Source organism: Candidatus Hydrogenedentota bacterium (genome assembly GCA_016791475.1).
Taxonomy (GTDB): Bacteria; Hydrogenedentota; Hydrogenedentia; order Hydrogenedentales; family JAEUWI01; genus JAEUWI01.
Genome location: JAEUWI010000023.1, coordinates 27,071 through 52,369, shown reverse-complemented (window position 1 = coordinate 52,369; position 25,299 = coordinate 27,071). Strand labels below are relative to the sequence as shown.

At 61.1% G+C, this 25,299-nt stretch carries 18 protein-coding genes; 1 reads left to right on the top strand and 17 read right to left on the bottom strand.

Annotation, left to right across the window (positions count from 1 at the left end; translation table 11 throughout):
• Positions 1–4: 4 nt before the first annotated feature.
• The 14 genes from JNK74_13895 to JNK74_13830 all read right to left on the bottom strand — a co-directional run bounded on the left by JNK74_13895 (position 5) and on the right by JNK74_13830 (position 22,511).
• Entirely contained in the window at positions 5–1,759 is a 1,755-nt protein-coding gene (locus tag JNK74_13895) for a hypothetical protein (GenBank protein MBL7647274.1), read from the bottom strand.
• 2 nt (positions 1,760–1,761) lie between these two features.
• A complete protein-coding gene (locus JNK74_13890; protein MBL7647273.1) occupies positions 1,762–2,685 on the bottom strand; it encodes an ABC transporter ATP-binding protein in 924 nt (307 codons plus the stop codon).
• Between the two features lie 11 nt (positions 2,686–2,696).
• Positions 2,697–5,387, bottom strand: a complete 2,691-nt coding sequence (locus JNK74_13885) for a hypothetical protein (protein MBL7647272.1) — start codon at positions 5,385–5,387, stop codon at positions 2,697–2,699.
• Positions 5,388–5,582: 195 nt separating this feature from the next.
• The gene (locus tag JNK74_13880) at positions 5,583–5,954 is read right to left on the bottom strand and encodes a GxxExxY protein (GenBank protein MBL7647271.1); all 372 of its coding nucleotides are present in this window, start codon (positions 5,952–5,954) and stop codon (positions 5,583–5,585) included.
• Positions 5,955–6,128: 174 nt separating this feature from the next.
• Complete coding sequence (locus JNK74_13875; protein MBL7647270.1) at positions 6,129–8,027, bottom strand: VWA domain-containing protein; 1,899 nt, start codon at positions 8,025–8,027, stop codon at positions 6,129–6,131.
• Positions 8,024–8,923: a DUF58 domain-containing protein gene (locus JNK74_13870; GenBank protein ID MBL7647269.1), complete on the bottom strand. Its 900-nt coding sequence runs from the start codon at positions 8,921–8,923 to the stop codon at positions 8,024–8,026. Before JNK74_13870 ends, JNK74_13875 begins: the two co-directional genes overlap by 4 nt.
• Positions 8,920–9,915 carry a MoxR family ATPase gene (locus JNK74_13865; protein ID MBL7647268.1) on the bottom strand — a complete coding sequence of 332 codons (996 nt, stop codon included), beginning with the start codon at positions 9,913–9,915 and terminating at the stop codon, positions 8,920–8,922. The genes JNK74_13870 and JNK74_13865 overlap by 4 nt, the downstream gene beginning before the upstream one ends.
• A 3-nt stretch (positions 9,916–9,918) precedes the next feature.
• The gene (locus JNK74_13860; GenBank protein ID MBL7647267.1) at positions 9,919–12,801 is read right to left on the bottom strand and encodes a VWA domain-containing protein; all 2,883 of its coding nucleotides are present in this window, start codon (positions 12,799–12,801) and stop codon (positions 9,919–9,921) included.
• Positions 12,798–13,766 carry a hypothetical protein gene (locus tag JNK74_13855; protein MBL7647266.1) on the bottom strand — a complete coding sequence of 323 codons (969 nt, stop codon included), beginning with the start codon at positions 13,764–13,766 and terminating at the stop codon, positions 12,798–12,800. Before JNK74_13855 ends, JNK74_13860 begins: the two co-directional genes overlap by 4 nt.
• Positions 13,767–13,859: 93 nt before the next feature.
• On the bottom strand, positions 13,860–15,503 hold the full coding sequence (locus tag JNK74_13850; GenBank protein ID MBL7647265.1) for a hypothetical protein: 1,644 nt from the start codon (positions 15,501–15,503) through the stop codon (positions 13,860–13,862).
• Positions 15,504–15,652: 149 nt separating this feature from the next.
• The gene (locus JNK74_13845) at positions 15,653–16,915 is read right to left on the bottom strand and encodes a hypothetical protein (GenBank protein ID MBL7647264.1); all 1,263 of its coding nucleotides are present in this window, start codon (positions 16,913–16,915) and stop codon (positions 15,653–15,655) included.
• A 145-nt stretch (positions 16,916–17,060) separates the two neighbouring features.
• Positions 17,061–17,843, bottom strand: a complete 783-nt coding sequence (locus JNK74_13840; GenBank protein MBL7647263.1) for a hypothetical protein — start codon at positions 17,841–17,843, stop codon at positions 17,061–17,063.
• A 231-nt stretch (positions 17,844–18,074) separates the two neighbouring features.
• Positions 18,075–20,072, bottom strand: coding sequence for an acetylxylan esterase (locus JNK74_13835; GenBank protein ID MBL7647262.1), 1,998 nt, complete (start codon positions 20,070–20,072; stop codon positions 18,075–18,077).
• Positions 20,073–20,447: 375 nt separating this feature from the next.
• Positions 20,448–22,511 carry a prolyl oligopeptidase family serine peptidase gene (locus JNK74_13830; protein ID MBL7647261.1) on the bottom strand — a complete coding sequence of 688 codons (2,064 nt, stop codon included), beginning with the start codon at positions 22,509–22,511 and terminating at the stop codon, positions 20,448–20,450.
• A 140-nt stretch (positions 22,512–22,651) separates the two neighbouring features.
• Between JNK74_13830 and JNK74_13825 the strand changes: the two genes are divergently transcribed.
• The gene (locus tag JNK74_13825) at positions 22,652–23,458 is read left to right on the top strand and encodes an alpha/beta hydrolase (protein ID MBL7647260.1); all 807 of its coding nucleotides are present in this window, start codon (positions 22,652–22,654) and stop codon (positions 23,456–23,458) included.
• Between the two features lie 276 nt (positions 23,459–23,734).
• Here JNK74_13825 and JNK74_13820 read toward each other — a convergent pair whose 3' ends face one another.
• The 3 genes from JNK74_13820 to JNK74_13810 form a co-directional block, all read right to left on the bottom strand.
• Positions 23,735–24,061 carry a hypothetical protein gene (locus tag JNK74_13820; protein MBL7647259.1) on the bottom strand — a complete coding sequence of 109 codons (327 nt, stop codon included), beginning with the start codon at positions 24,059–24,061 and terminating at the stop codon, positions 23,735–23,737.
• Entirely contained in the window at positions 24,058–24,780 is a 723-nt protein-coding gene (locus JNK74_13815) for a hypothetical protein (protein ID MBL7647258.1), read from the bottom strand. The genes JNK74_13820 and JNK74_13815 overlap by 4 nt, the downstream gene beginning before the upstream one ends.
• Positions 24,781–24,914: 134 nt before the next feature.
• On the bottom strand, positions 24,915–25,211 hold the full coding sequence (locus JNK74_13810) for an NfeD family protein (protein ID MBL7647257.1): 297 nt from the start codon (positions 25,209–25,211) through the stop codon (positions 24,915–24,917).
• Positions 25,212–25,299 lie beyond the last annotated feature (88 nt).

The window sequence follows — 25,299 nt, the reverse complement described above, 5'->3', positions numbered from 1 at the left end:
AAGCTTATCCGACTCCCTTCTGGAGGTGCCGCGCGAGGCGGCGTCCGGCGAAGCGGAAGAGCGCCAGGGTCACGAGGGCGAAGAAGAGGCTGTTCGCGAGCCAGTACAGGCTGAACATCGAGTTGTTGTTGTAGTAGCCGGTGTTTTCCAGATTGGCGAGCTGTGCCGAGAGTGGCGAGGTGAAGGAAATCAAGTGCTCTTCGAAATCTCCGATGACATTGAAATTTCGCGTGTAGGTCCGACCCGCATAGAGAAACACCAGCAGCGTCAGGGGAAGGAGCACCAGCGCGCCGATGCTGGCGCCATAGCCCAGCAGCAGCGCCGTCACGCCGCGCTTGCAGGTTGCCGTGGCCGTGAGCGTGATGGCGAGAACGTACAACACACAGATGATCATCGTGCCGAAACCCGTTATGCCGGCGGCCCAGGCCTCGCCCGAGTGCCAACCGAATACCCCCAGCGGGATGCTCCCGAGCACGGCGGCCGTCACGGGAATCAGCGCGGTATACATGCCCGTGCGAAATTTTCCATTGATGATCTGCCGCGGTTCCAGCAGCGTCATACGGAGCATGTCCAGATTGCCCCACTCGTGCTCCTTCGACATGCCCATGGCGACGAGCGACGGGGTCAGGATGAGGATGAGGAGGGTGTCGATCAGTATGGGCCACCCGATGAAGGCGGAAATATCGCGAATGCCGAAATCGCCGCCGACGACGGCAAAGATCGACACGACGAGACAGAAGATGGTAAAGCCATAGAAGATGCGCACACTGAAGGTGCCCTTGCCCAGGAGGCCGGTCTGCAGTTCCTTGTGGTAGAGCGGATTGGCGCCATCGGGGATCATCGCACGGCGTCGGCGCGGATCGATGAGGTAGTACGGGAAACTCTTACGCCGCGCCTGAAGCACCGCCTGATCGTCGATGGGCTTTTCCTGGTCCACCTTCATGGGTTCGGCGGGTCTGCGCAGGATGCTCAGGGCGATCCTCAGGCCGACGACGATGATGGCGAACTGATAGAAGATACTCGCCCCAAGAATTACGACGGATAGTCGACCCTCCGCCAGGACGACGAGCGCGAACATGGGGCAGAGCGTGGCCACAATCTCCTCCCCGAAGCGATTGAAAAGGGAACTGAGCCAGGTATAGGGCCAGAGCACCTCGGTCACGAGGGCAAAGAGCAGAAGAATGCCGCCCTGGAGCAGAAATCCGATGGCGTAGGTCGTCATGATGGCGGGCAGGGTGCGATAGAACTTCGCGGAGCAGGCGAGCCCGATGACGGCGGAGGACAGGGCCGAAAGGGCGATAATCAGCGCCGATTGGACGAACTGGGGCCAGTCGATGCCCACGAGAAAGAAGAAAACGCCGACCAGGGGCAGGGTGGCGATGGCGACCAGGCTGTAGATGCCGAGGACGTTGAAGAGCTTGGCCAGGGCCAGGGCAAAGGGGCTGATATAGGTCATCCGCAGCAGGTCGTAGCTGTCCTGCTGCTTCTCCACGCAGATGGACACGGCGGCCATGGGCGGCACCAGCAGCATGGCGCTAAAATAGAGGCCGAAGGAGAAGACCATGAAAAGGCTGCGGACATCCCGGATGGAAATGCTTCCCCCATAGCGGACCATTTCCTGCGCCACGATGCCGAGCATGAAAACGAGGGCCGAGATCATGATCAGCAGCAGCACCGCCAGGAAGAGAAAAGGCTTGGGACTGCGCAGGCCCGTGAGGAGTTCGCGCTTGATTACGGCCAGGGCGGGGGAAGCGGTCATGCTCAGATCCCGCCCTTGGTCACATGGAGGAAGACATCTTCCAGCGTTCCCTCCTGCTCGCTGAAGGACAGCACGCGCACGCCTTCCTGCACCAGCTTCGTGAGGACGCCTGCGAGCTCTTCGTTGCTCATGGCGGTCTCCATCTGGAATTCGTTCCCCGCGTGCTCTACGTTGTCGATGCCGGGAAACTCCGCGAGGACGGCCGCGGCCTTGTCCGCGCCGTCGAGAACCTGAAGGCGCACCTCCTTGTTCTGGCGCATGCTGCGAAGAATCTCTTTGTGATTGCCGAAGGCCAGAAGTGTTCCCCGCTCGATGATGCCGATCTTCGTGCACATGTCGCCCAGTTCCGAGAGGATATGGGAGGAGATGAGGATGGTTTTGCCCATGTCGCGCAGGGCCTTGAGGAGTTCCTTGATCTCGATGCGGGCGCGGGGGTCGAGGCCGCTCGCGGGTTCATCGAGGAGGAGCACCTGGGGATCGTGAATCAGCGTCTTCGCCAGGCAGCAACGCTGCTTCATGCCCCGGGAGAAGGCGCTCACGTAGTCGTCGGCGCGGCTCGTCATGTCGGTGAGGGTAAGCACGTCGTCAATAATCGCGCGGCGCTGCTTGCTCGGAATCTTGTAGGCCGCACCGAAGAAATCAAGGTATTCGCGGAGACGCATGCCGTCGTATACGCCGAAGGAATCGGGCATATAGCCGATGATCTTCTTGATCTCATACGGGTTCCGCATCACGTCGATGCCGTTAATCGTGGCCCGGCCCGCCGTGGGCGTTAACAGCGTGGAGAGGATGCGGATGGTCGTCGTTTTTCCCGCCCCGTTGGGCCCGATGAAGCCGAAGATGTCGCCCTTTTCGATCTGCAGATTGAGGCCCTTGAGCGCCTCAAACTTGTTGTAGTTTTTGGTCAGGTTGATGGTTTCAATCATGGCCATGGGTATTATTCTCCAACCGTTGAGGGTGTGCGCTTGACAAGGCGGGCGGCGATGTAGGCGTGATAGTGTGCGTTCTGAGCCGTCGCGCGCGTCCGGGTGAGCTCAACCGGATCGGTGCCGCCGTCCAGGGTGGTGGCCTGGGCTTTCAGGGCGATGGTTGACGAACGGGGCTGTAACCACGCCTTCCAATCGTCGACCGTATAGGTCTCTCTCGTCAGAACAACGTTGTTCTCCAGCGGGGTTGTGGTGGCCGCCGGACCGGGCATTTCCAGCTCCTGATTTTCCATATCGCTCAGACGCAGCGTCACCGTGCGCTGGCCGGAGGTGGTTGTCGTCGCTTCGCAGGCTGCGTGGGGGTATTCCTCAATCCCCAGGTTGGAGCGGCGACGCCCTCCGGTCTCCGAAGCATACGAGGCATTCGCCGTCACGATTTCGAATTGGAGCAGGTAGTCGTCCGACGCGCGGACCCAGGTGGGAAGGGTAACGTTGACCGTCCAGAATTCGCCGAGGTTGATGGCCCGGGCCTTCCGACTCCAGTCGTCGGGCGTAAGGGGCAATCCGTCGGGAAAAGCGGTATCCGTCATTCCCCGCCCGCCCATCGTCTGCATCATGGGATAATAATTCGCCTGCGCGAACTGCGGGTCCCGCAATTCCACGGCCAGACTCACTTCCCCATTCGCGCTTTCCGGCCGCACATTGAGCCACATCACGGCCAGGGTCGCGCCGAGGTCATCGTCGGCGGACGTGCCGAGATCGATGCTCCCCACGGGTGGGGCGTTCACCCACGCGACCAGACAGGGAGGCGGGGACGAGCCATTGCCGGAGAAGAGCCATTGGGGTATCTCAGAGAGAAACTGGGAGAATTGGCTGCGCTCCTGAAGCTCGAAAAGAGCCGGGACGGTCATCGCATCGTTGGGGGAGAGCTGCCAAACTGCAGATCGAGGACCGCGAAACTCCTTCAGATTGAAATCGACGTTCTTCGTGCCGTCCGGCAATGTGAGGGCCATTCCCCGACCATTGTAGACCAGCATGGCGGGGCCGAGGAGCAGTCCCGTCTTGTTCTGAATCGTGCCCCTGAGCTTGCCATCCGCCTCTTCGAGGTCCGCCTCCAGCGTTCCGGACAGGTCGAGGGGCGCCTGGGTCTGGAGGAAGCGCATTTCACTCGCGCCCACGGCGACATTCTGAACCGTGCCCGGTTCTCCCTGAACAAATTGAAAGGGCGACTGGCTCTGAGAGCCAAAGGTGACGCCGTCGGGCGTGTACACGGTGGACACGACGTCGGACGCGAGGGTCTGGGGATGTATGAGGGTACCTTCAAAGCGTCCACTGCCCTTGGCGAGGAGGCCCGTGACGCCATGGAGAGTCGCGCGGGTGGAATTGGCGCTGACTTCGAGAATCTCCAGTTGCTCCAGTTTCGTGCTCCGCGCGCGGCCCTGGGTGCCGAAGATCATCGCGTAGCTCGTGAACGCGAGCGAGAAGAAGACCAGGCAGACCCAGGCCATCTCGCGACGCTTCATCCAGTTCCAGAAGAACCAATTGCCGACGATGGCGATGAAGAAATACAGGAGGAGGTAGGTGATGACCGAGGAAACGGGAAAGAGCTTCACACCGGCGAGGGCGGGGAGGCGTTGTACCGCGGCATCAATCACTGCGGGAAGGTTCAGTGGCCGGTCCATGATGCTTCGGCTCAGGAGGTCATTCCAGACGCGGAGGAAGTCCGGATCATTGTGCATCAGTCCGCTGACGGTATCGATGGTGAAGGTGGCGACGCGTCCGTTACCCACCGGGTTCAAGGCGCCGAGGGTGAAGTTGCTTCCGATGGCTTGAACCTTTTCCCCCGCGGGCGAGAGGGCGGTGACCATGCCTTCGCGCTTTGCCACGCCCGCTCTGCCGAAGGCCTGGCTGGCCAGCGTATCCTCGGGGGTGAAAGTGTTCTCGCCGATGACGACGCCCATGAGCGGCTCAAGCCACGAGCCCTTGTAGCGCGCGGCGTTCTCCCCCAGGCTGATGGCCAGGGTGCCGCCCAGTTCCACGTACTGCTGGAGCAGCGCGCGGTGCTCCGGGGCGATGCGCTCCGGGTCGATATCGCCCATCACGATCAGATCGAAGGCCGTGTAGCAGGGCAGGCGATCCGCCAGCAGGCCAAGCTGATCGGTGTTCAACCCCTCACGGTGAAAGCGCACCTCGGTCTTGCCAATAACCTGCTCGCTGCTGAGAAACCCGTAATCGTGGTGGTTGTTGTCGAGCACCAGGCCCAGATAGTCCCTTCGCTCGATGGGCGCCACATTGACCCAGGTGGGCACGGGAACCGCCGCGCGGTTGCCGTGGTAAAGCTGGACCTCGACGCGGCTGGCCTGTTGGAGCTTGCAGTAGAGCCGGAAATGTTTGCGGGAGCCCTTCGGAGAAAGGGCCGGAACGCGGTAGACGGGGCTGAGGCGCTCGCTGCTGAAGTCGTAGGTGGTGACTTCGACGAAGCCCTCGATATCGCGCTCGGTGTTGTTGATGAACACATCCACCGGCACCCAGGTGCCCTCGCGGTAGGCCACGCCATGGTTGATCGTAAGGTCGATGAGGATGGTCTCGTCCGGCGTGTCGTCCTGGGCCGCGGCGGGCACGAGGGCGAGGAGGGGAGTGAGGAAGAGAATAGCTTGAAGCAGGGAAAATCCGACAGGGCAGGGAGAAATTGATTTGACCACGGAGCACACGGAGGCACGGAGAAGAGAAGAGAGAGGGGGGGTACCCGGCGACACGGAGTTCCATGGCGACTTGGCAGCGGACTCCGAGAGGAGACCTTCATGTGGGAGATTGTTGGGAGGTTGCTGCATTGTTGTCTGGCTCCACGGGACGTTTCTGGTGCTGTATGGGTATGGAATGTGCTGCATTGCTTGTGTCTAGAGTACGAAGCGCCTGATGCCGTCCTTCAGTACCGCCACATTGAAATTGATAAGGAGGCCCACACGACATTTTGTGAGCCGCATATACGACAATATTTGTGCATCATGTTTGGGCATGAGCTCCGTCACGACCTTCAGTTCAAGAATGACTCGCCGCTCAACCCAGAGGTCGAGCTTGAGTTCGTCTCCCACCGTCTCCCCTTTGTATACCAGGGGACAATGAAGTTGCTGTTCGTACTTCAATCCGCGAAGCTGCAACTCCCGGCAAAGACTTCTTTCGTAGATCTGCTCGTAAAGTCCAGGCCCCCAGTACTTGTGAACCTCAATGGCACCGCCGATAATGTTTTCCGTAAGTTCCTCTTCCAACATGTCATCGCTCCTCTGTTCGATGGTCACTCTCCAGTACTACCTGACTTACTTTAGGGGTTGTTCCTATTGTGCACACACACACACACTCTCTCTCTCTCTCTCTCTCTCTCTCTCTCTCCTTCTTCTCCGTGCTTCCGTGTCTCCGTGGTCAAATCCGTTCTGTCCAGCTCATCATCAAAACTCCGCGCGGCGGGTGTACACCCACCATTCGAGTGCGAGTACGGCGAGGGCTCCCAGGAGCAGCCAGCGCCACAGTTCTTTGTTGAAGGTAACAGGTCCCTCGGCGACGGCAACTTGGAGGTCGCCCAGTGCGAGAGTTTCGGCGGGGTGAATGGTGGATTCTTCGCGGCTGAGTAGGTTCAGGGCGTAATGTCGGTGGTTCTCGCCGCGCTCCACCTCATAGGGTCCTGCGGTGTTGGTGGCGGCGAAGTAGACCGGACGGAGCGGGTCGAGGGCGATGGACTGTTCGGTACCGCCCGGTGTGTGGACGTGGGCCTCGGCCACTTCGGGCAATGCGTGGATTTCGATGGCGCTGCCCGTCGCCAGCGTGGGTTCGCCACCGCTTCCGGTCGCGGGCACCCACGCGAGTACGTTCTGCATGAAGAGGGGAAAGGAGAGATGCAGCGGCCAGTTGGAGTCGCCGATGTCGAAGGCAATGAACAGCATGGGTTGGAGGGCCTGGCTGATGTCCGCCACCAGTGGGCCGCCGTCCGTAGAGACCAGGGTCCGCGCGCCTTCCGGCAGGGTGACTTTGAGCGCTTTGCCGATGGATACGTTGCTGGGATTGGTGAATCGCATCACGGGGTGGTCTTTGTCCAGGGCCATGATGGGCGGATTGGTGAGCTCGCCCACGGAGACGAGACCCGGAAGCGACGGCAGAGTATTGATAAATATCAGGGCGCCCGCCGGAAGGGTGGGGGGCGACCAGCCGTCGAAAACATACAGATCGAAGGAATCGGTGAGGCCCGCGTATTGATCCGGCGTGGTGACGGAAAGGCGTACGCGCGGCTCGAGCGAGAATACATGACGCAGCATGGCGCCGCCGATGCTGTCCGCGCCGCCCGCGATGAGCACATCGATGTAGGTGTCCTGCTGGAGGGCGAGCCAGGCCCGATTGTCCACCGCCAGCGCGTCCTCGTGATCCAGCTCCGCGCGGAGGATTCCATCTTGCAACTCGGGCAGGACGAACACGGCCTCATCGGTGTCGCCGGGCGGGATGGACAATTCGTCGACCCCGAGAATCTCTTCGCCGAAATAGAGCGTGAGGGTGGTGTCCAGTGGGGTGCCCGCATCGTTGTACACCTGCACGAAGCATTGGCGCCCTTCGCCCTCACCGTCCGCGTCGCGGGTGCTGAAATTGATGATGCCCGCGTTGTATCGGGTTTCGCCAATGCGGATGTACTGGATGGGCACGCTCAGGGCCGCCAGGCGGTCGCCTTCGGTGATGTTGCCATCGCTGAACATCAGGACTTCCAGGTTGGATACGACAGCGGTCACATCGGGGTTGATGGGGGCGATGGAGCGAATGATTTGGGCCGCATCCTCCACGTTGCTCCGGGTGTCGTGGGCCGTCAGGCTTTTGATCGCGTTGCGGAGGTGAAAACGGTCGTTCGTGAGTTCGGCCTGGACGCTGGCGGACTCGGCGAAGCCGATGACCATGGCGCGGTCGCCGCTCTCCATGGACTCCACAATCTTGAGCGCTTCCTCTTTGGCCAGATCGAGACGACTCTTGTCGTTTTCTCTGGTTTGCATGCTCGCGGAGTGGTCGACTAGAAGGCAGAGGTTGCGTCCTTCGATGCCGCTGGTCTGAATAAAGGGTCGGGTCAAGGCGAATACGATCAGGAGCAGGATGATAATCTGCAGCAGCAGCAGGAGATTGCGCCGGAGCTTCTGAAAGGGCGCGTTGGCCGTGAGGTCCTGGAGGCTCTTCATCCACAGCATGGTGCTGGGGATGATCACCTCGGATCGGCGCAGCTTGAGAATGTAGAGCAGCACGAGCAGGGGAATCAGCCCCAGAAACCAGAAGGCCTGGGGCGCAATGAAGCTGTTCGCGATGGCGTTGATCCAGTTCATCGGATGAGGCCTCCACGGCGCAGCACGTCGAGGAGAACATTCTCCACCGGCGTCTGACTGGACACGAGAAAGTGACTCATGCCGTGGCCCAGGCAATAGGTGCGCACTTGCTCGATGAAGGCATCGCGGTTCTGGAAGTAACGCTTCATGAGCGCGCGGCTGACGGAAATCTCCGTGGCGCTTTCGGACTCGCTGTCGATGAGTTTGAGATCGCCGCTGAGCTGGGGCGTAATCTCCTCCGGTGCGAGGACCTGGATCACATAGATGTCCGAGCGTGTTGCGCAGAGCCGCCTTAAGGGGCCCTCGAAACCCTGTTCGTCCATGAAATCGGAGATGATGACGTAGACGCCGCGACTGCGCTGGCGCAGGGCATAAGTGCGCACCGCTTCGTCGAGGCTGGTGCTTCCTTCCGGGGCGATATCCTGAAGGAAGGCGAGCATTTTATTGGCCGAGGCCTTGCCGCGCACGGGCGTCAGCGCTTCCACGCGCCCGCCCATCAACAGGCCGATGGACACCCGGTCGTAGCCCGCGAGTCCGATATATCCCAGGGCCGCGAGGAGCTTGCGGCCGAACTCGAATTTTCGCGGCGTGCCAAAATTCATGGAAAGGCTTGCGTCGAGCAGCAGGTGCAGCGTGATATCTTCGAATTCCTGAAACAGCTTCAGACAGAGTTCGTCGAGGCGGCTATAGATATTCCAGTCCACATGGCGCAGGTCGTCGCCCTGAACATAGCCCCGATAGTCGGCAAACTCCATGCTCGTGCCCTTGCGCTTGCTCCGGCGCTCGCCCTTGGCCGCGCCCAGGTGCACTTTTTTCACGGAAATGGCCATGCGCTCGAGGCGACGCAGAAAAGCCGCATCGAGGATGGGGCCCGTATCGGGGGCGACGAGACTCACGCAACGAGCTCCGCGGTCTTTACGCCGTCCAGGATGCCTTTGACGATCTGATCCGAGGTGATGCCTTCCGCGTCGGCCTCGAAATTGACCAGCACACGATGGCGCAGGGCATGAAGCGCCACCTGCTGGATGTCTTTGAAACTCACGTTGAAGCGCCCCGCGCGGAGGGCCTGCACCTTTGCGGCGAGGAGGAGGGCCTGGGCGCCGCGGGGGCTGGATCCGTAGCGCGCGTACTTGTTCACCATTTCGGTGGCATAGGCGCTGCCCGGCTGCGTGGCCAGCACGAGGCGCACGGCATAGTCCGTCACTTGCGGCGCGGCGACCACATCGCGAACAAAGCCCTGCCACTTCAGAATCTCCGTGCCATCCATGACGATATTGCCTGTGGCGATATCGCGGTTGGTCGTGCGGTCGAGGATCTTCGTGAGTTCCTCGCGACTGGGGTAGTCCACCGTGACCTTGAGCAGGAAACGGTCGAGCTGGGCCTCCGGCAGGGGATAGGTACCGTCCATTTCGATGGGGTTCTGCGTGGCCAGCACGAAGAAGGGCTCCTGCAGCTTGTGGACGGTACGCGCCACCGAAACCGTATGCTCCTGCATCGCTTCCAGCAGGGCCGACTGGGTCTTCGGCGTGGCGCGGTTAATCTCGTCCGCCAGAATGATATTGGCAAAGATGGGGCCGGCGCGGAATTCCATTTGCCGGTGCCCGTGGGCATCCTCCACGAGCATGTTGGTGCCGATGATATCGGCCGGCATCAGATCGGGCGTGAACTGGATGCGGCTGAAGTGGAGGTGGAGCGCTTCGCTGATAGTGCGCACGAGCATCGTCTTGCCCAGGCCCGGCACGCCTTCGAGGAGGCAGTGGCCGCCTGCGAAGATGCACGTGAGCACAGCCTCGACCGTGCCGGTGCTGCCAACGATGACCCTTCCGATCTCGTCCTTCAGCTTGTCGAAGACCTCGCGGAATTCGGCGGCCTGTTTTTCGACGTCCATGGTTTACTCTCCTTTGTTCTTGTCGGTCTTCTTCTGCGCCCGGTCCTTGGCGGCGAGAAGGCGGCTGGTGTAGTCGGTCTTACCCCGCGATTCTTCCTGCAGCACGGCGTCGGGCACCGTGCGGATCGCGGTAGGGGCAACAGTCTCCGTCGGCGCGCTGATGGTGCCGAAGGATTGAATTTCTGTCGGAGCTCCGAAGTCGTGTTCCTGCGCCGCCGCGCGATAGGTTCCCGTGACGGGTTGAGCCCGCTTCGGCGGCTTTGGGATGAATCGTTTGAGCCCGGGCAGGGCATGGACAAGGCGCCAGGCGGGGGCGATCACCATCAAGGGCGAAATCATCACGCGCCGGAGGAACACTTCGACAAGCAACAGGCACGCCGCGATCGCCGCGAGCCAGTGCCAGATGGGGAAGATGTTGGCCGACGCCGCCAGGTTGTGCTCGAAGGGATTCATCGTTTCGTCGAGAATGCGCCCGTTCCCGGCCAGTGCAAGATTCTCCAGCAGGGGCATGTTCGTGGTGTTGTACTCATACTCCGCCGAGTAGTCCACGGCCAGCCCGGTTGGGATCATGCGCTGTGTGCCATCGGCGTCGGCGTAAGCGAGGTTCACCATGTAGACCCCCGTGTCCGCGATGGGAAAGCGGCCTTCGTAGATGCCGGGTCCCTCCTGGGTCAACGTGATGTTCTGGGACTTGAAGTCGGGCGACGTCACCACACCGGTGGGCCGGAGGAAATTGACAAACTTGCCCTCGCTATCCACCGCGTCGATTCGGACCACGCCGTAGCCGTCCTCGCGGCGGGTTTCCACGCGGAACTCGGAAGGCGTGATCTCGCGGAGGCTCCAGCGGACCGCCTGGGACCAGAAGCGGTCGTAGCCCTCCCAGTTCATCCAGTTTGCGCCCCAGCGGCTTGTGGAATCGGAGGTAAAGGCCACCGCCTTGCCCAGCCCATAGCGCCAGTGGGCCAGCACCGGATCACCCTCATCCGAAACGAGGGGCACCGTGGCCGTATCTTTGGGGAAGGTGACTACATAGCCCTTGAGCGACGGGAGCGCCGCTGTCGCCACACCGGCGAGCACTTCCGAACTGTGGAGCGTCTGAGGCACGAACTCAACCTCGCGGAAGACGCCCATCTTCACCACGGACGCCTCTTTGGTAAAAATCTGGGGCAGCTTGCGGGGATCGTTGACGAAGTAATACTCGCCGCCGGTCGCCCTGGCGATGTCGCGCAGCATGTTCTGGTCGCTGTTGCTGTGGGGGTTAATGCAGATCGTGCTGATGGAGATGCCCGCGCTGGCGTAGGCAGCGAGTAGGCTCGCGGCGGGGGCGGCCGGGTCGCCGTCGGATATGAGGATGGCGCGCTTCACGCCGGCATCGGCATTCTTCAGGGCGTTGAAGGCCATTTGAAGGGTGGGTCCGGTATCGGGCATGTCGCCCAGTTTCCGGCTCTGGGCGTCGATGGTATTGCGCATCATGGACTTGTCGCCCACGGGCTGGAGATCGAAGATCCAGGAATCGCCCCCCTGAAGGTAGCCCAGGGTCCCCATGAGATCGCGGGAGGACAGCACCTCCAGGGAGGCTTTGGCGATCTCGGCGGCCCAGGCGTTACCGTCGGCGAATTCGCAGGTATGGAGAATGGCCGCAAGCGCGCCACGGGGCAGAACCTTCTTCTCTTTAATATCCATGGAGACGGGCAGGGCTTTCTCCACGGGCGTGTTGAGGTAGCCGCCCGCGCCGAAGCTGTTCGGCCCGCCGATCATGGTGAGCCCGATGCCGTGATCGCGCACCATGGTCTCCAGCGTGTTGAGCTGCTCCGGGCTCAGTTCGGTGCTGCTGACGTTGGCGAGAATGACCCCGTCATAGCTCTGCATCTGGGCGAGGTCCGGTGGAACATTGCCGGGATGGGTGTATTCAACATGGATGCCCTCCCGGGCCAGGGCCTCGCGGAGGTTGGCGCCCTCGACTTCGTCGGAGTCCACGTACAGCACCCGGGGCTCGCCGTGGACCGTGGTGAAGGCGCGACCGACATTATTTTCCCGGATCGTGTCAGATTCACTCTCGAGGCTGACTTCGTATTCGAAGAAGCCCGCCTGATCCGCCTCCTGCGTAAGCAGGAAGACATTGTCGCCCGGCTGGAGCTGGACTTCCTGCGGCGCGAGCATCTGGCGCTGACTGCCCGAGCGGCGAAGGATGTTCAGCGTGGCTTTGCCGGCCTGATCCGCTTCGGCGACAATCCGAAGCTGGAAGGGTTCCTCCGTGCTCGCCTGCTGGGGCGTGCTCACTTCCTCGATGCGTACTTCACTTGGCCGTTCCATATGAACCGGCACCACATCCACCGCGATGCCGTCGGCCTGGGCCAGCTTGATCTCCTCAAGGGCTGCGCCCTGGGTTTCGTTGCCATCGCTGAAGATCACGATGCGCCGCATGTAGCCCTGGGGGAATGCCGCCATGGCCAGGCGAACGGCCCCGGCCACATCGGTCTGATCGCCTTCAACATAGGACTGGATGCTGCCGAGATTCAGGGTCGGGTCCACGTCCAGCTCGATGCTGGCGTCTTTCCCGAAGACGATGACGCCTGTTTCGTCCTTCTCGGTCATGAAGGTGTCGCAGTAGTTGCGGATCCATTGGGTGGATGCCAGGCGCACGGCATCGGGAATGCTGTTGGACTGATCGAGAAGGAAAAAGACGGCAAGGCGGTCGCGGCGGTGGACCCACTCGGCCCCCGCGAGCGCAAAGATAACGAGCAACAGCAATACCGTGCGGAGGATGATCGTAAGGTTGCGCCGTGCGGTGTTGAGCGATTTGATGCACAGGCCGCGATAGATGGCCCAGGGGATAAGCAAGAGCAGCAGCAACATCCAGGGTTCGGCGAAGCGCAGCGTGCTCATGCGACCGATCCCGCGTCGAAGGCCTGAATGCGGTGGTTGTCGGTATCGGCCACGTACACGCGGTTGTTTTCGGAAACCGCCACGCCGCGGGGTGCGTTGAATTGGCCCGGCTGCCGGCCCGCGCCGCCATAGGCCTGAATGAACTTGCCGTCCGCCGCAAAGCGCGAAATGCGGTGGGTGCCGTATTCCGCGACGTAGACGCAGTCATCCGGGCCGATGCAGAGGTCGTGGGGAAACTTCAACTGACCCGGCTCCGTGCCGGGCCCACTGATGGAGCGAATCCACGCGCCCTCGGGGGAAAAGCACTGAACCCGATGATTGGCCGTGTCCGCCACGACAATTTCAAAGGCGCTGTTGATACCGATGGCCATGGCGCGATTGAACTGACCCTGGTCTTCGCCGTGGTTGCCCCATTGCCGGAGAAACTTTCGGTTGGCATCGAAGACATGCACCCGCTCCGCGCCATCGCCATATTCCGAGAGGAAATATTCGCCGCCGGACCCCATGGCGAGTCCGGTGGGGTAGATGAACTGATCGGGGCCGTTGCCATAGCTGCCCCACTGATCGAGCAGTTCGCCTTCGGGGGTATATTCGAGCACGCGGCTGTTGTGCGTGTCGGGCACGAGCACCCGCCCGTTTTCATGAAAGGTGATTGCGGTGGGGGTGCCGTTGTCCGGCTTGGGTATGTCCCAACTGCGGCGGAAAATGCCGTCCTCGCCAAAGACCTGAAGGCGTCCCGTGGTGTCGATGACATAGACCTCGCCCGCCTTGACGGCGACGGCGCGGGGGCGCAGAAATTCGCCGAAGCGACGGCCCTGCTTGCCCCAGGTCTGGACGGGCCCGGCGATACCGCCCGGCTGCGCACCGCAGGCGGAAAGCAGACCGAGGCCCGAGAGGATCATGAAACGACGACGGTTCACCATGAAGCCGCCGCCCTGGACCGCTTCGTCCGACGCAAACCCCAACCTGACTTCGCACCTGGTTTCCGCAAACAACTCCCCTTCTGTACCGCTGAAGCACGATGATTCAGCCCCCTGAAGATATCGCACGCATGCTACCTAATCCGCCGGCTTTTCCCCCTCGAGGGTGCCGAAGTACTGGCGGACGAACTCCTCGGAGCCGCGGGGGATCTCCTCGCGGGTCAGGGCTTCTTCCGCCGCCTGCTGGGCCTGTACCACCGCGCCTGAAATGACCTCAACGCTGTTATCCGCATCGGTCTCCGGCGCCGTCTTCTGCATGATGCTGGCCAGCATTTTTCCTTCCTGCACCTGCCCCGGAAGCATGGTGGGGGTCAGGCTGACATTCACGTCGGGTAGTTCGCCCACTTGGCCGCCCTGGCCCTGACCGGGGCCTTTCATGCCGCCGCCTTTACCGCCGCCGCCGAGGGCCAGGCCCTTTTGAAAGGTCGCCGCCTTGCCGCCGCCCGAGCCGGAACCACTGCATTGTCCGGATCCGCATTGTCCGGAGCAGTCCTTGCCGGCGCAGTTGCCCTGGCACTTCGAGCCCAGGGTGCACTTGCCAAGCTTGGCGCCGCAACTGCGGCAGAAGGAACTCTTGCCCATCATGCTCTTCTCAAAAGCGCTCATGGAGGCCATGGCCGCGTCGAGCTGGGCAAGCTGCTGCATGACGGACTCCAGATCCTTCGCCGAAAGCGCCAAGGCCTCCGCAGCCTCTTTCATGCCATCGGGACTGCTGCTATCCAGCGCGGCCGCAGCCTTGGAGAGGGCCTCCGCCAGCGCGGCGTCGGTCTGGGTGCTGCCCGGCTTGCTCAACTCCTTCGCCATCTCCTTCAACTCGGTGGAAAGCTTTTTCTTATCTTCCAGGGACAGTTTATCCGCAGCCAGCTTCTTCTGGAGGCCTTCCAATTTCTTCTTGGCTTCGCCTACGTTGCCCTGCTGGAGATCTTTCGCGAGACCCTTGGTCAGGGGGGAGTCGGAGGCCTTGCCGAGACTCTTGTTCAACTGAGACTTGGACTCCAGCGCCTGCTTTTCCTGCTGGAGCGATTCCCGAAGATCCTGTACCTTGGCCAGGGCCTGCTTCTCAGAAATTTTGCCTTCCTGCAGTTTCTCGGAGAGGCTCTCCAGTTCCAGCGCCTTGGCATCCAACGCGCCGACGGGCATCTTTTCCGGCGCCTTCAGTGCCTTGGCCACCTTTTCCAGGCGCTCCGCCTTTTCCTGGCGGTCGGCGGCCTGAACTTTCGCCTCCAGGGCCCGCTCCTGATACCCGAAGAGGTCAAATTCCGGCAGGAGCACATACCCCACGCCGAAAAGGAGGATCGGGACGATAGCCAGCTTCGTGCGACGGGTAGGGAAGAGGGGGAAATCCCGTCCCGCTTCCAGCAGGCCCAGATGTTTCAGCGCGTCCTTGTGCACCGCCTCCACCATGGGATGGTGCTGATCAGCAAGTTCGAGGGACGAAGTGAGTCGCTCGCGGAGGCCAAGGCGTTCGTCTGCGGCCAGGGCCGCCGTGCGGATATCGGGGCGCTGCCGCCAGGCCAGAACCAGCGCCGCAGCCACGCCAATAAACACGATAACCCCCGCGCCTTCAAGGGTATAGGGGAGCACAGGAAAGAGCCGGCATACCAGAAGCCACACGCAGGCGAGGGACGCGGTCCATAAAAGCGCGGTAGACAGACAGGCCACCCCCGTCTGGGCCCAGATACGCTTGCGCACCCGGTTGAGTTGTACGTGTAACGGAGACATGATCCCTACCTCCATGAACTTAAGCTGCCGCGCGGTTATGCGCCACTGTGACTCAGTATAGTATAACGGCCCCGGGACTGCAATGGGTGACTTCGAGGGACGTACCGCCGCCAAGCTCCTTTGTGTCGTGATCTCATGAACGCAGGAGTCTACTCCGTCACCCCAAAATCCCGCCCCGTCACCCGCGTCGTGGCGGCCTCCTGGGTCGTTGAGAAAATCTTCACTTCATAAGGCCGCATCCGCGTTACAAAGGCGCCATCCACCACTTGGACTTTTTCGTTGCCGTAGAGCAGGTGGAGGCTTCGATCTTTGAGGGCGTCGAGGCCCTGGACTTCGGTGCCGAAGTGGGTGACTTCGTCTTCATTGACGAGCACAACCAGCGCCTCGCCATCGACGTATCGGGCGATTCTGCTCACGCCGCGTCGTGGCGCCTGGACGGGCTCTTCGATCAGATTGATGCTGACCCCGGGCTCGTCCGGGGCGGTGAGGAAGGGCTGAAGGGCGGCGAGTTCGCTGGTGACGGCGTAGAGGGATTGGCGGAAGGCCTCGTTCTTCGTGTAGGCCGAACCCCAGTAGAGGATGGCTTCGGCGCCGTGGGTAATGGCGTTCCAGGCCATGAAGCGCGACTCCGCGAAGGTGGGGTAGGCGTCGGGCAGGTTTTCACCGGCTTTCTCCTGGAGCTCGTGCCAGGAGAAGCCCTGAAGCACCATCCAGACCGGCTTGCCCTTGCCCACCTTGTTGAAGCGCTCGGTGAAGTCGCCCACCTCGGCGATATTGCGCGAGGCCGCTTTGACGGGATACAGATCGCAGCCGGTGATATCCACGGAACTCAGATACTGGCGGACATAAATGGTGTCGCTGGTATAGGCCTCGTTGAACCAGATGGGCCGCTGCTTCGTGTCCAGCTCGCGGATGCGCGCGGCCCAGCGATGGACGTTCGGCATTATGATCGCCGCCTGTTCGTCGGCGTGCTTCGTGGCGCGCGGCGTCTGATCCCACCATTCGCCCTTGCGTTCGTGGACGCCGCTGCGGACGAGGCCGCTGTAGGTGGTGAAGTTCCACACCATCTCATCGGGCCCTTCCCACACGGCCAGGGCCGGGTGATCGAGGATATCGGTAATCTGTTTCTCCCCTTCGGGCGTCAACTCGGCATGCATCGGCAGGGAAACCCAGCCGTACATGCCATAGCCGTGGGCACGATCCAGATCGGCGGCGTTCCCGCAGCGGACCAGATTGACGCCCGCCGCCGCCATGTCGGCATAGGCGGTCTCATCCTCGGGTGTCGAATAGAAGCCGATGGGGAAGAGGTCCTGGCCGTGGGACTGGATAAAGCCATTCTGCTCGGTAGCTACGGCGGTCAGCGCGAACAGGAACGAAGTCATAGCACAAGTCTGAACTACACAGCGAAACATTCCCGACTCCTTTTGATGGTTAGTAAAATTGCAACCACAAAAAACGCAAAGAGCACAAAGGTGTTCTTTTCTTAATCGACAAAACCTCACATATCGGCGTTACACGATGCGAGTTTGAACAAATCGGACCAGGTGAGCATCTTCACTATCGGTCCAGCCCCCGTTTGAAGGCCCAAATCTTACCGTCCCGATAATAAATGATCTGCTCGTGCGACTCTTCACCGCTAATACCCACAGCTGCGCCAACCGACAGTGGTACTTTTATACCACCTTCTTCAAATATGTACTGCCAATATCTGGGCTTGTCGTCCTCGTTAACAAACTTCACTGCTGCCTCACCAAATGTAATCACACGATCTTTGCCCACACTGACAAGTATTCCGGTATGTCGTGCTCCACTATGTACTAAGCTAAATTCGCCGGTGCCGGGAGCCACAATCCACAAGAAATCAGAGGGCTTTTGCGAGTCCTGTCGTGGCATGAAGACACTTCTTCCCGCAATTTGCACTGCCCATCCGACACAATTAGCAGGCGCGTCCTTTTTTCCTTCGCTCAATTCACGTGCGATTACGGTCCCCGGAGCAAAAACCGACGTGGCGACCTTGGCATTTGCGAGAGTCACGGTTGTGGGAAACTGCGTCATATTCGTTACGCCATGGGGAACGGTTTTCGAAAGAGTAACTTCACCGCTGTTCTTGATACCGGCTATGTGTGCGCTACTTTCCCAGTCTGAAAGTACAACGCCATCGTCATTTCTTACAACAGCCAATGCACTCCCAAGCGGACGTGCGGTGTTTGGCAACGGGACAATTAGTTCGCCCTGCTCTCCCAAATACACAAACTCTTGATCCGGCGGCGGCGCAAGCTGTGCAGTTGAATGCAGCGTGAACGCGACGGCGAGGGCCAACGTACAAAACATTCTAGACATGGTGAACACCCCTATTGACTCATGGCACCAATACGATCCAACCCTCCGACGTCTGATTTGGTCGGTTCAAACAGAATTTAATTCCCCTTTGCGCCTTAGCGTCTTTGCGTGAGCTACTAAAATTGGGTCACGCAGAGACGCGAAGGCACAAAGGAAGTCAAACAGACCTAAACAATTCTACTTTGTGCTCTTTGCGTTCTTTCGCGGCTGAACCTTCCTCTTGAATACTACTCAGAACACCGGCACCGCCGCATTCGTCACTGTAAGCTTCTCCGCAGGCAACAGAGCGTGCAAATCATCCAGGTCATAAAACGACAGCGCATTGTGCACCGTGTTGATCAATTGGTCCTTTGGATTGGCCACTTCCACCACGGCCTGCCATGTGGGGATGCCGCCGTCGAGCGTTACGTGGGCAAACAAATCCGGCTTCAGCGCGGCGGCGTGGAGCGCGGGCACCGTGGCTTCGCCGGTGGCCAGCAGCGCGACCGGTGCTCCGGCGGTCTGCGCCCACCAGGCAGTGGTTTGCGCGATATCTTCCGCGCGCATACCCACGAAAGACAGACCATTCAGATACGCACGCATATAGGTGCTGAAATCATTCCCCACGTTGAGCCAGGTGCCGCCCCACTGGTGCGATTCCGTGGGACCGATGCCGCGCAAGTAAATAACGAGGAACGCGTCGTTGGGCGGTAGACCTTCATCGACGGCCGGTATTGTGTTATCCAAATCTTTACCGGGTGCGGAGAGGTGGGCCTTCACAGCAGGGCCAGATTTGGGCAACCACGCGCGCGCGGGGAGGAGCACGCCGGGCTCGATGGTCAGCAGCAAATCCTGCGTGCGGTGCGTGTCCGTTTCGCCTTCGGCAATTACCTGCGCCGTGGTTGCGGGCAGCGTGCCTTCGGGTCGAATGCCGGTGAGCTCCCGCACTTTGTTCAGCGCATCGGGTGCCGGTGTGCTTTGCCAGAAGGCCGCGCGGCCCGCTTTCAGCCCTTCGGCGCGTTCACGATTCAAATCGATGACCGTACGCGCACCAGCTATCCACAGCACCTGGCCCTTCGGCGATGCTTGCAACTCCTTGTCCGTCAGCACGCCCACGGCCACTTCGTCCACGGGCCGATCCACATCCAGCAGCCAGCGCTGCATCCAGTGGGCCATGCCCTCGCGATGGGGCTCTAGATAGCCGTGGCCCTCGTCGGCCTCCAGCAGTGCCACACGCTCGGGCGCGCCCAGGCGCGTGTAGGTGCGCTTCGCTTCGCGGTAGGTGTCCCAGCTTCCCTGTATATCGAAAAAGTCTTTTGTGGCCGACATGATCAACGTGGGCTTCGGCGCGCGGAGGTGGATAAAGTCGGCGTGCTCCAGGCCCTGCCGCAACTGGCCGAAGATGTTCTGCTCGCCGTCCTGCGGTCCGATGGTTTCCAGCAGGCGCTTCCAGGAAGTGATATAGCAGCTCGGCGCAGCGGCGGTGATGCGCGGGTCGAGCGCCATGAGATAACTGGAGAGGGTGCCACCGCCCGAGCAGCCCGTGACGCCGATCTTGTCGCCCTTCACATCGGGCCGGCTTTGAAGATAGTCAATCGCGCGCATGCCATCCCAGATGCGGTATTGGGCGATGCTCGTTCCTGTCAGAATCGCGCCCACGTCAAAGAGCGTGTGCTCCGCCGTGGCGCCCATGGTGGGCTCACCCGCCTCAGTCATATAAAACACCCGCTCGCCCTGTCCGATGGGGTCGTAGCAAAAAGCCGCGATGCCGAGGCGCGCCAGCAGTATGCAGCCGCGCTGATAGTCCGGCGCGGCCTTGCCATTCTGATCGTGGCCGCAGGGCATCAGCACTGCGGGCCATGGGCCGGGCGTGAGGGGACGGTAGAAAACACCCGTGACGTAAAACTGGGGACGGCTCTCGAAGATCACTTTTTCATAGGCGAAACCTTCCCCCTCGCCGCCACCCACGACTTGCGCATTCAGCGGGGTGCGCTCGGGAAAGCCGCCAAGGGCGCTGACGAAGTAGTCGTACTGAGTGCGTTGCCAGGCTTGGATGTCTTCGGGGGTCTTGAGGGCCTCGTAGCGCTCCGCACGCTTCGCGAGATTCTCGAAGGAGACCTTATCGAGCGCGGCAGACATCATGGTATCGGGCTTTACCCCGAGGGCCTTTTCAAGGGCATCGGCGAAGGGATCGGCGGGTGCGGTTGCAGCGGCAGTAACGGCGAGCAAAAAGAGCATCATGATGCGCATACGTGAATCCTCCGAAAAATGAAGCCTGCAAGCCCCCAGTTTGCCACGAACGAAGGGGCGCTGTCGAGGTGCATAGGGACTGACGCGGACCCGAGATGACGAACACGAAAGTCTCCTGGAATGGGCCTCGCCACTTTTCCGAGGGGCGGTCGCCACAACGTCCGTGGCTGTCCCGTTGTAGGGGAAGTGAACGCAAGATGCCAACACGTACCCAGTCCGCGACACGGCCCCTGAATACGGGCGTTGTGATAGTCCCGAGTTCGCCCGGACCACGATGGAACAGCCACGGACTTGGCAGTCATGGCGCCTGGAGAGGTAGCCCTGCGTGATTTGTCGAACTCGTCGCGAATCAAATTCGTGGGTCCGTGTCGGTCCCTAAAAGACCGGCACCGCCGCATCCACAATTTCTACCTTTCCCTCAGGCAGCGAACGCACCAGATCCGGCAAGTCGTAATACGCCAGCGCATTGTGTACGCCATTGATGAGCTGGTCTTTTGCTTGAGGCTCGGCAACCACGGCGCTCCAACTGGGGATGCCGCTCTTGAGCGTCGTGTGATCGATGAATTCCGGCGCCAGGGCGGCCGCATGCAGCGCGGGCACCGTGGCTTCGCCCGTGGCGTAGAGGTGCAGTTTGCCCTCGGGGCCGAGAATTCGGACGCTGCTCTCCTTGCCAAACAGCTTGATCTGAAATTCCTGCTTGAACAATCGGGCCATCTGGAGGATATCTTCCACGCGCATGCCCACGAAAGAATCGGCGTTGAGATAGGCGCGGAAGAAATCCTGAAAATCGGAGCCCGCGAGGGGCCAGGTTCCGCTGTTGTACTTCTGCGATTGGGTCATGCCCGTTCCGCGTAACTCCAGCAGAACAAACAGGTGGGAAGGATTGTCGCGCTCGGGGTGCGTCGCGAAGATTGACTGGGCCTCGGCCAGACCATCGCCCGCGACGATAATATGGGCGGCCTCAATGGCGGAGCCGTTGCGCTCGGAATAGAGAATCGCGGGAATTGCGATGCCTTCTTCCGGATGAAACAATTCATAGCTTACTTTCCGACCCTCGACTTCGACTTCACCCAGCGAAGTGCCCGTCGGATCCGGCAAGTCCGCCACCGGGCGCGTCGCCGTCAGTGCCCGCACCTTCGCCAGCGCCGCTTCGCGCGTGCTGTCCTTCCAGAATTTCGCGCGCCCTTCGGCGAGTCCGTTATTGCGCTCCACATTAAAATCGGTGACCGTGCGCGCGCCGGGGATCTTCACCACCTGGCCCTCGGGCGAGCAGCGGATTTGCTCCAGCGACAGCAGGGGCGTTTCCACTTCAACTACGGGACCGTCCACATCCAGCAGCCAGCGCCGCATCCACTGCACCATGCCCACGCGCAGGGGATTGCTGTAGGCGTGGTCGTTGTCCGCCTCCACCAGGCTGACGCGCTCGGAAAGGCCCAGCCGCGCGTAGATTCGCTTCGCCTCGCGGAAGGTATCCCAGCTTCCTTCGATGCTGAAGGCGTCGTGGGTCGCGGTCAGCAGTAGCGTGGGCTTCGGCGCGCGCATGTGGATGTAATCCGCGTGGTTGATGCCCTGCTTCAACTGGCCAAAGGTGTTCTGTTCGCCGTCCTGCGGGCCCATTTCGGATATGAGCTTCTCGTACGATGTAATGAAGCAGCAGGGGGCCGCCGCGGTTACGCGCGGATCCAGCGCCATGAGGTAGCTTGTGAGCGTCCCACCGCCCGAGTGGCCCGTGACGCCGATTTTGTCCGGGAGGATGTCCGGTCTGCTCTGGAGATAGTCGATGCCGCGCATACCGTCCCAGATGCGGTATTGGGCGAAGCTCGTGCCCACGAGCATCGCGCTGGCGGCGAAGAGGGTGTGCTCCACCGTGGAGTAGACGGCGGGGGTGTTGTCGTCTTTCAGGTAGGTCACGCGCTCGCCCTGGCCGATGGGGTCATACATCAGCGCGGCGATGCCGTAGCGCGCGAGGAGGATGCACGCGCGCTGGTAGGTGTCCATGCCCCGGGGTGGATCGTCGTGGCCGCAGGGGAAGAGCACGGCAGGGTGGGGCCCGGGTGTCGTGGGCAGGAAGAGGGTCCCGGTGACGTAGAACTGGGGACGGCTCTCGTAGATCAGGTTCTCATAGCGGAAGCCCTCGCCCGTGCCGCTGCTCACGACCTGCGCATTCAACGGCGTGCGCTCGGGAAAGCCGCCCAGGGCCTGGATGAAATAGTCACGGTTAGCCTCCTGCCATGCGCGGATTTCGTCCGGCGTCTTCAGGGCTTCGTAGCGTTCCTTCCGTGCCGTCAGGTGTGCGTTGCAGGTCTTGTCGAGGAAAACCGACATCATCTGCTGGGGGGGCGTGCCGCCGAGGGCCTTGGTGATCTCGGCTTCAAAGTCGGGGGCTTCCGCGCCCAGGAGGGCGGCGGAGAGGAGAAGCAGGGTGCCTGTTATGCTCATGGTGGATTTCTTTCAAGTTGGCTTTTACATCACGCAAGGGCAAAGTTTCGCACGCTCGGGGGGACGCTGTCGAATTCTGTTTTCCGCAGCCGGTGTTGTTGTGTACTATGCGGCGTCACCTCTACCGAAAGGATCCCGTCGTGCGTTTCGTCCTCACCTTATTGCTCTTGCCCGTCACCGTTCCATCCTTCGCCGAACCCTGCGCCTTCGGCGGCACAGCATCCGACTTCCACGGCTACCAGCAGTTCGACTTTGAGATCGAGGGGCGCGCATGCAAGGTGGCCTGTCCAAAGGAATCGGCACCGGGCAAGCCCTGGGTATGGCGGGCCCTCTTCTGGGGACACGAGCCTCAGGCGGACGTGGCGTTGCTGGGCAAAGGCTTCCATGTGGCCTACATCGACGTTTTTGAGTTTCACGGCAACGACACTGCCGTGAAAATATTCGACAGCCTCTACGCTTTCCTCACCGAGCAACACGGATTCGGCAAGCGGCCCGCATTGGAAGGGCTGAGCCGGGGCGGCCTCATCGCCTACAACTGGGCCTCTGAGCATCCCGACCAGGTTTCCTGCATATACGGCGACGCGCCCGTGTGCGACATCCGGAGCTGGCCCGGCGGCCTCGGCAAGGGCCTGGGCAGCCCCGAGGACTGGAAAGTCTGCCTCGCCGCCTGGGGCCTCGACGAATCCACCGCGAAGGATTTCAAGCGCAACCCCATCGACCGTCTCGCCCCCCTGGCCAAAGCGGGGATTCCGCTGCTCCACGTCGTGGGCGATGCCGACGATGTTGTTCCCGTCGCGGAGAACACCGACGTCCTGGCGGAGCGCTACCGCGCCCTCGGCGGGGCCATCGAGATCATCAACAAGCCCGGCGTCGGCCACCATCCCCACAGCCTCGTGGACCCCGCGCCGATTGTGGAGTTTATCGTGAAGCACGCAACCGCGGATTGATGATTGGGGCAGGTTCCCTGCGTGTGACGGAAGTTCGCGAAAAAGAGCGGAGCAAAGGGGCTTGGGCATTCCTGCCCGAGACAAGGCACACTCAATCGCCGAAACGTTCTCCAATCATGGACGCGCGCCTCGTATGCCAGAGTTCGCGATATTGAGTTTCCTGGGCGGTCGCACAAACCGGAAGGGCCTGTCCAAATAGACGCAGGCTTTGCCTCGGGCAGGAATGCCCAAGCCCCTTTGCGCCGCATTCTCTTGAGTTGTTGAGGGGAAGTCGGACTATTCCGATTCCCGCACGGCTTCCACGATCAACTCCCCAGCGGCCCAGCGCAACACCACGACCGGCCTACCCGCGTCGATGAATTCGCCCTTGGTGCGGGCGGTGTGTTGCTCTCCGTCAATCAATACGCTTCCAACGGGGCGGAGCGGGGTGTGCGCCTCTCCAACTTTGCCGAGGAATGACAGGTCCGGCGGTGGCGCTCCCGGAGGCCGGTAGGGTTCGGGATACTCCGGTTTCTTACCCCAGAGCACAAAGTCGGTCGGGGTCCAAAGCCATAGCAGAACCCACAGGACAGCGAACGCGACACCAGCGATGGTTTCCATCATGAGGTTCCGGCGGGAGGATGGTCCACCTGGAGAAGCGATCTAGGCATCCGTTGCTTCCACAGCCGCAGCAGATACAGCGGGTCGCCGGTGAAATTGTAGTAGCGCATGTGGCCGCTGTCGTGTTCCAGCAGCAAGTATTCGCGCTGGAGAAGGCGATCCCAATGAAGGGTAGCTGTCCGTACTCGGTCGTAGGGAACGCGGTCGCTGTCGTCGGGCGGTTCGCCCCGGCCTTCATATTCATTGCGCGGACGGCTCGGAGCGATGTGATTGTACTTTCGTACCAGGAGAATGGTGGTAGCCACGAGGATAGCCATGTTAAAGAGCCAGTTACTGTTCACACCTTCAACCGGCCCCCCAAGTACCCCAAGCGCAACCAATCCTGCGCAAAACACAATACTGACCTTGCCGTATAGCGCGGACCAAACGAGGCCTGCCGGTGTCCTTCGCCAGTCGCTTTCTCCAAGATGTTCCATCAATTGCGGATCGGATGCGATACGTGTCAGGACGGTAAAGCGATGGACGGGTTTTCGCGAGACGAAGGCTTTCGTTACACCGTCAAAGATGTAGTAGCGGGATAGGGCGGACGGGATCAGGTTGTTGAAAAAAGTCCACCATGCGACAATAAACGCGGGAAACGTCGCGATATAGAGCCATGGATCGAAGAGTTCCGGTGCAAGATGGTGGAGCATTATGAGCACGAGAAAGTGGAGAGAGAGCATCTCGCTCGTAATTTCAAATCGTGGCTTCAGTCGCAGCCCCTGTCTCGGTCGCGGCGCAGGTTTCCAATGCCAGCAATCGGGAGGCGACGTTGGTTGAGGGTGTTTCTCCCAGAATGTGTCCTCTTTCCAAGCCATCACGCCTCCTCCGTCACGGGCACCACGATGATGTGCGGTCCCTCGATGCGGTCCACGCGCACGGGCGTGCCGGGGTCGATGTATTCGCCTTCGGACTTGACCACGTAGGTGCGCCCGTCGAGCTTCACATTGCCCATGGGGCGGAGGGGGGCCTGGACCACGCCCTCGCGGCCGACGAGCACCTGGGCGGTGATGGGGTTGAGGTCGTCGTTGAAGAGGAGGGGGGCGGGCTCGACGGGCTCGGGCTTTCCGAAGATGACCCAGAGAAGCGGTTCGCTGAAGCGTATGATTATCAACGCGATGAGTCCCAATACCGCACAGCCTATGAGGATCTGAACGGTTCCAACAGTAATACCTGCCATAACGGATAATCGGTTTATCAGG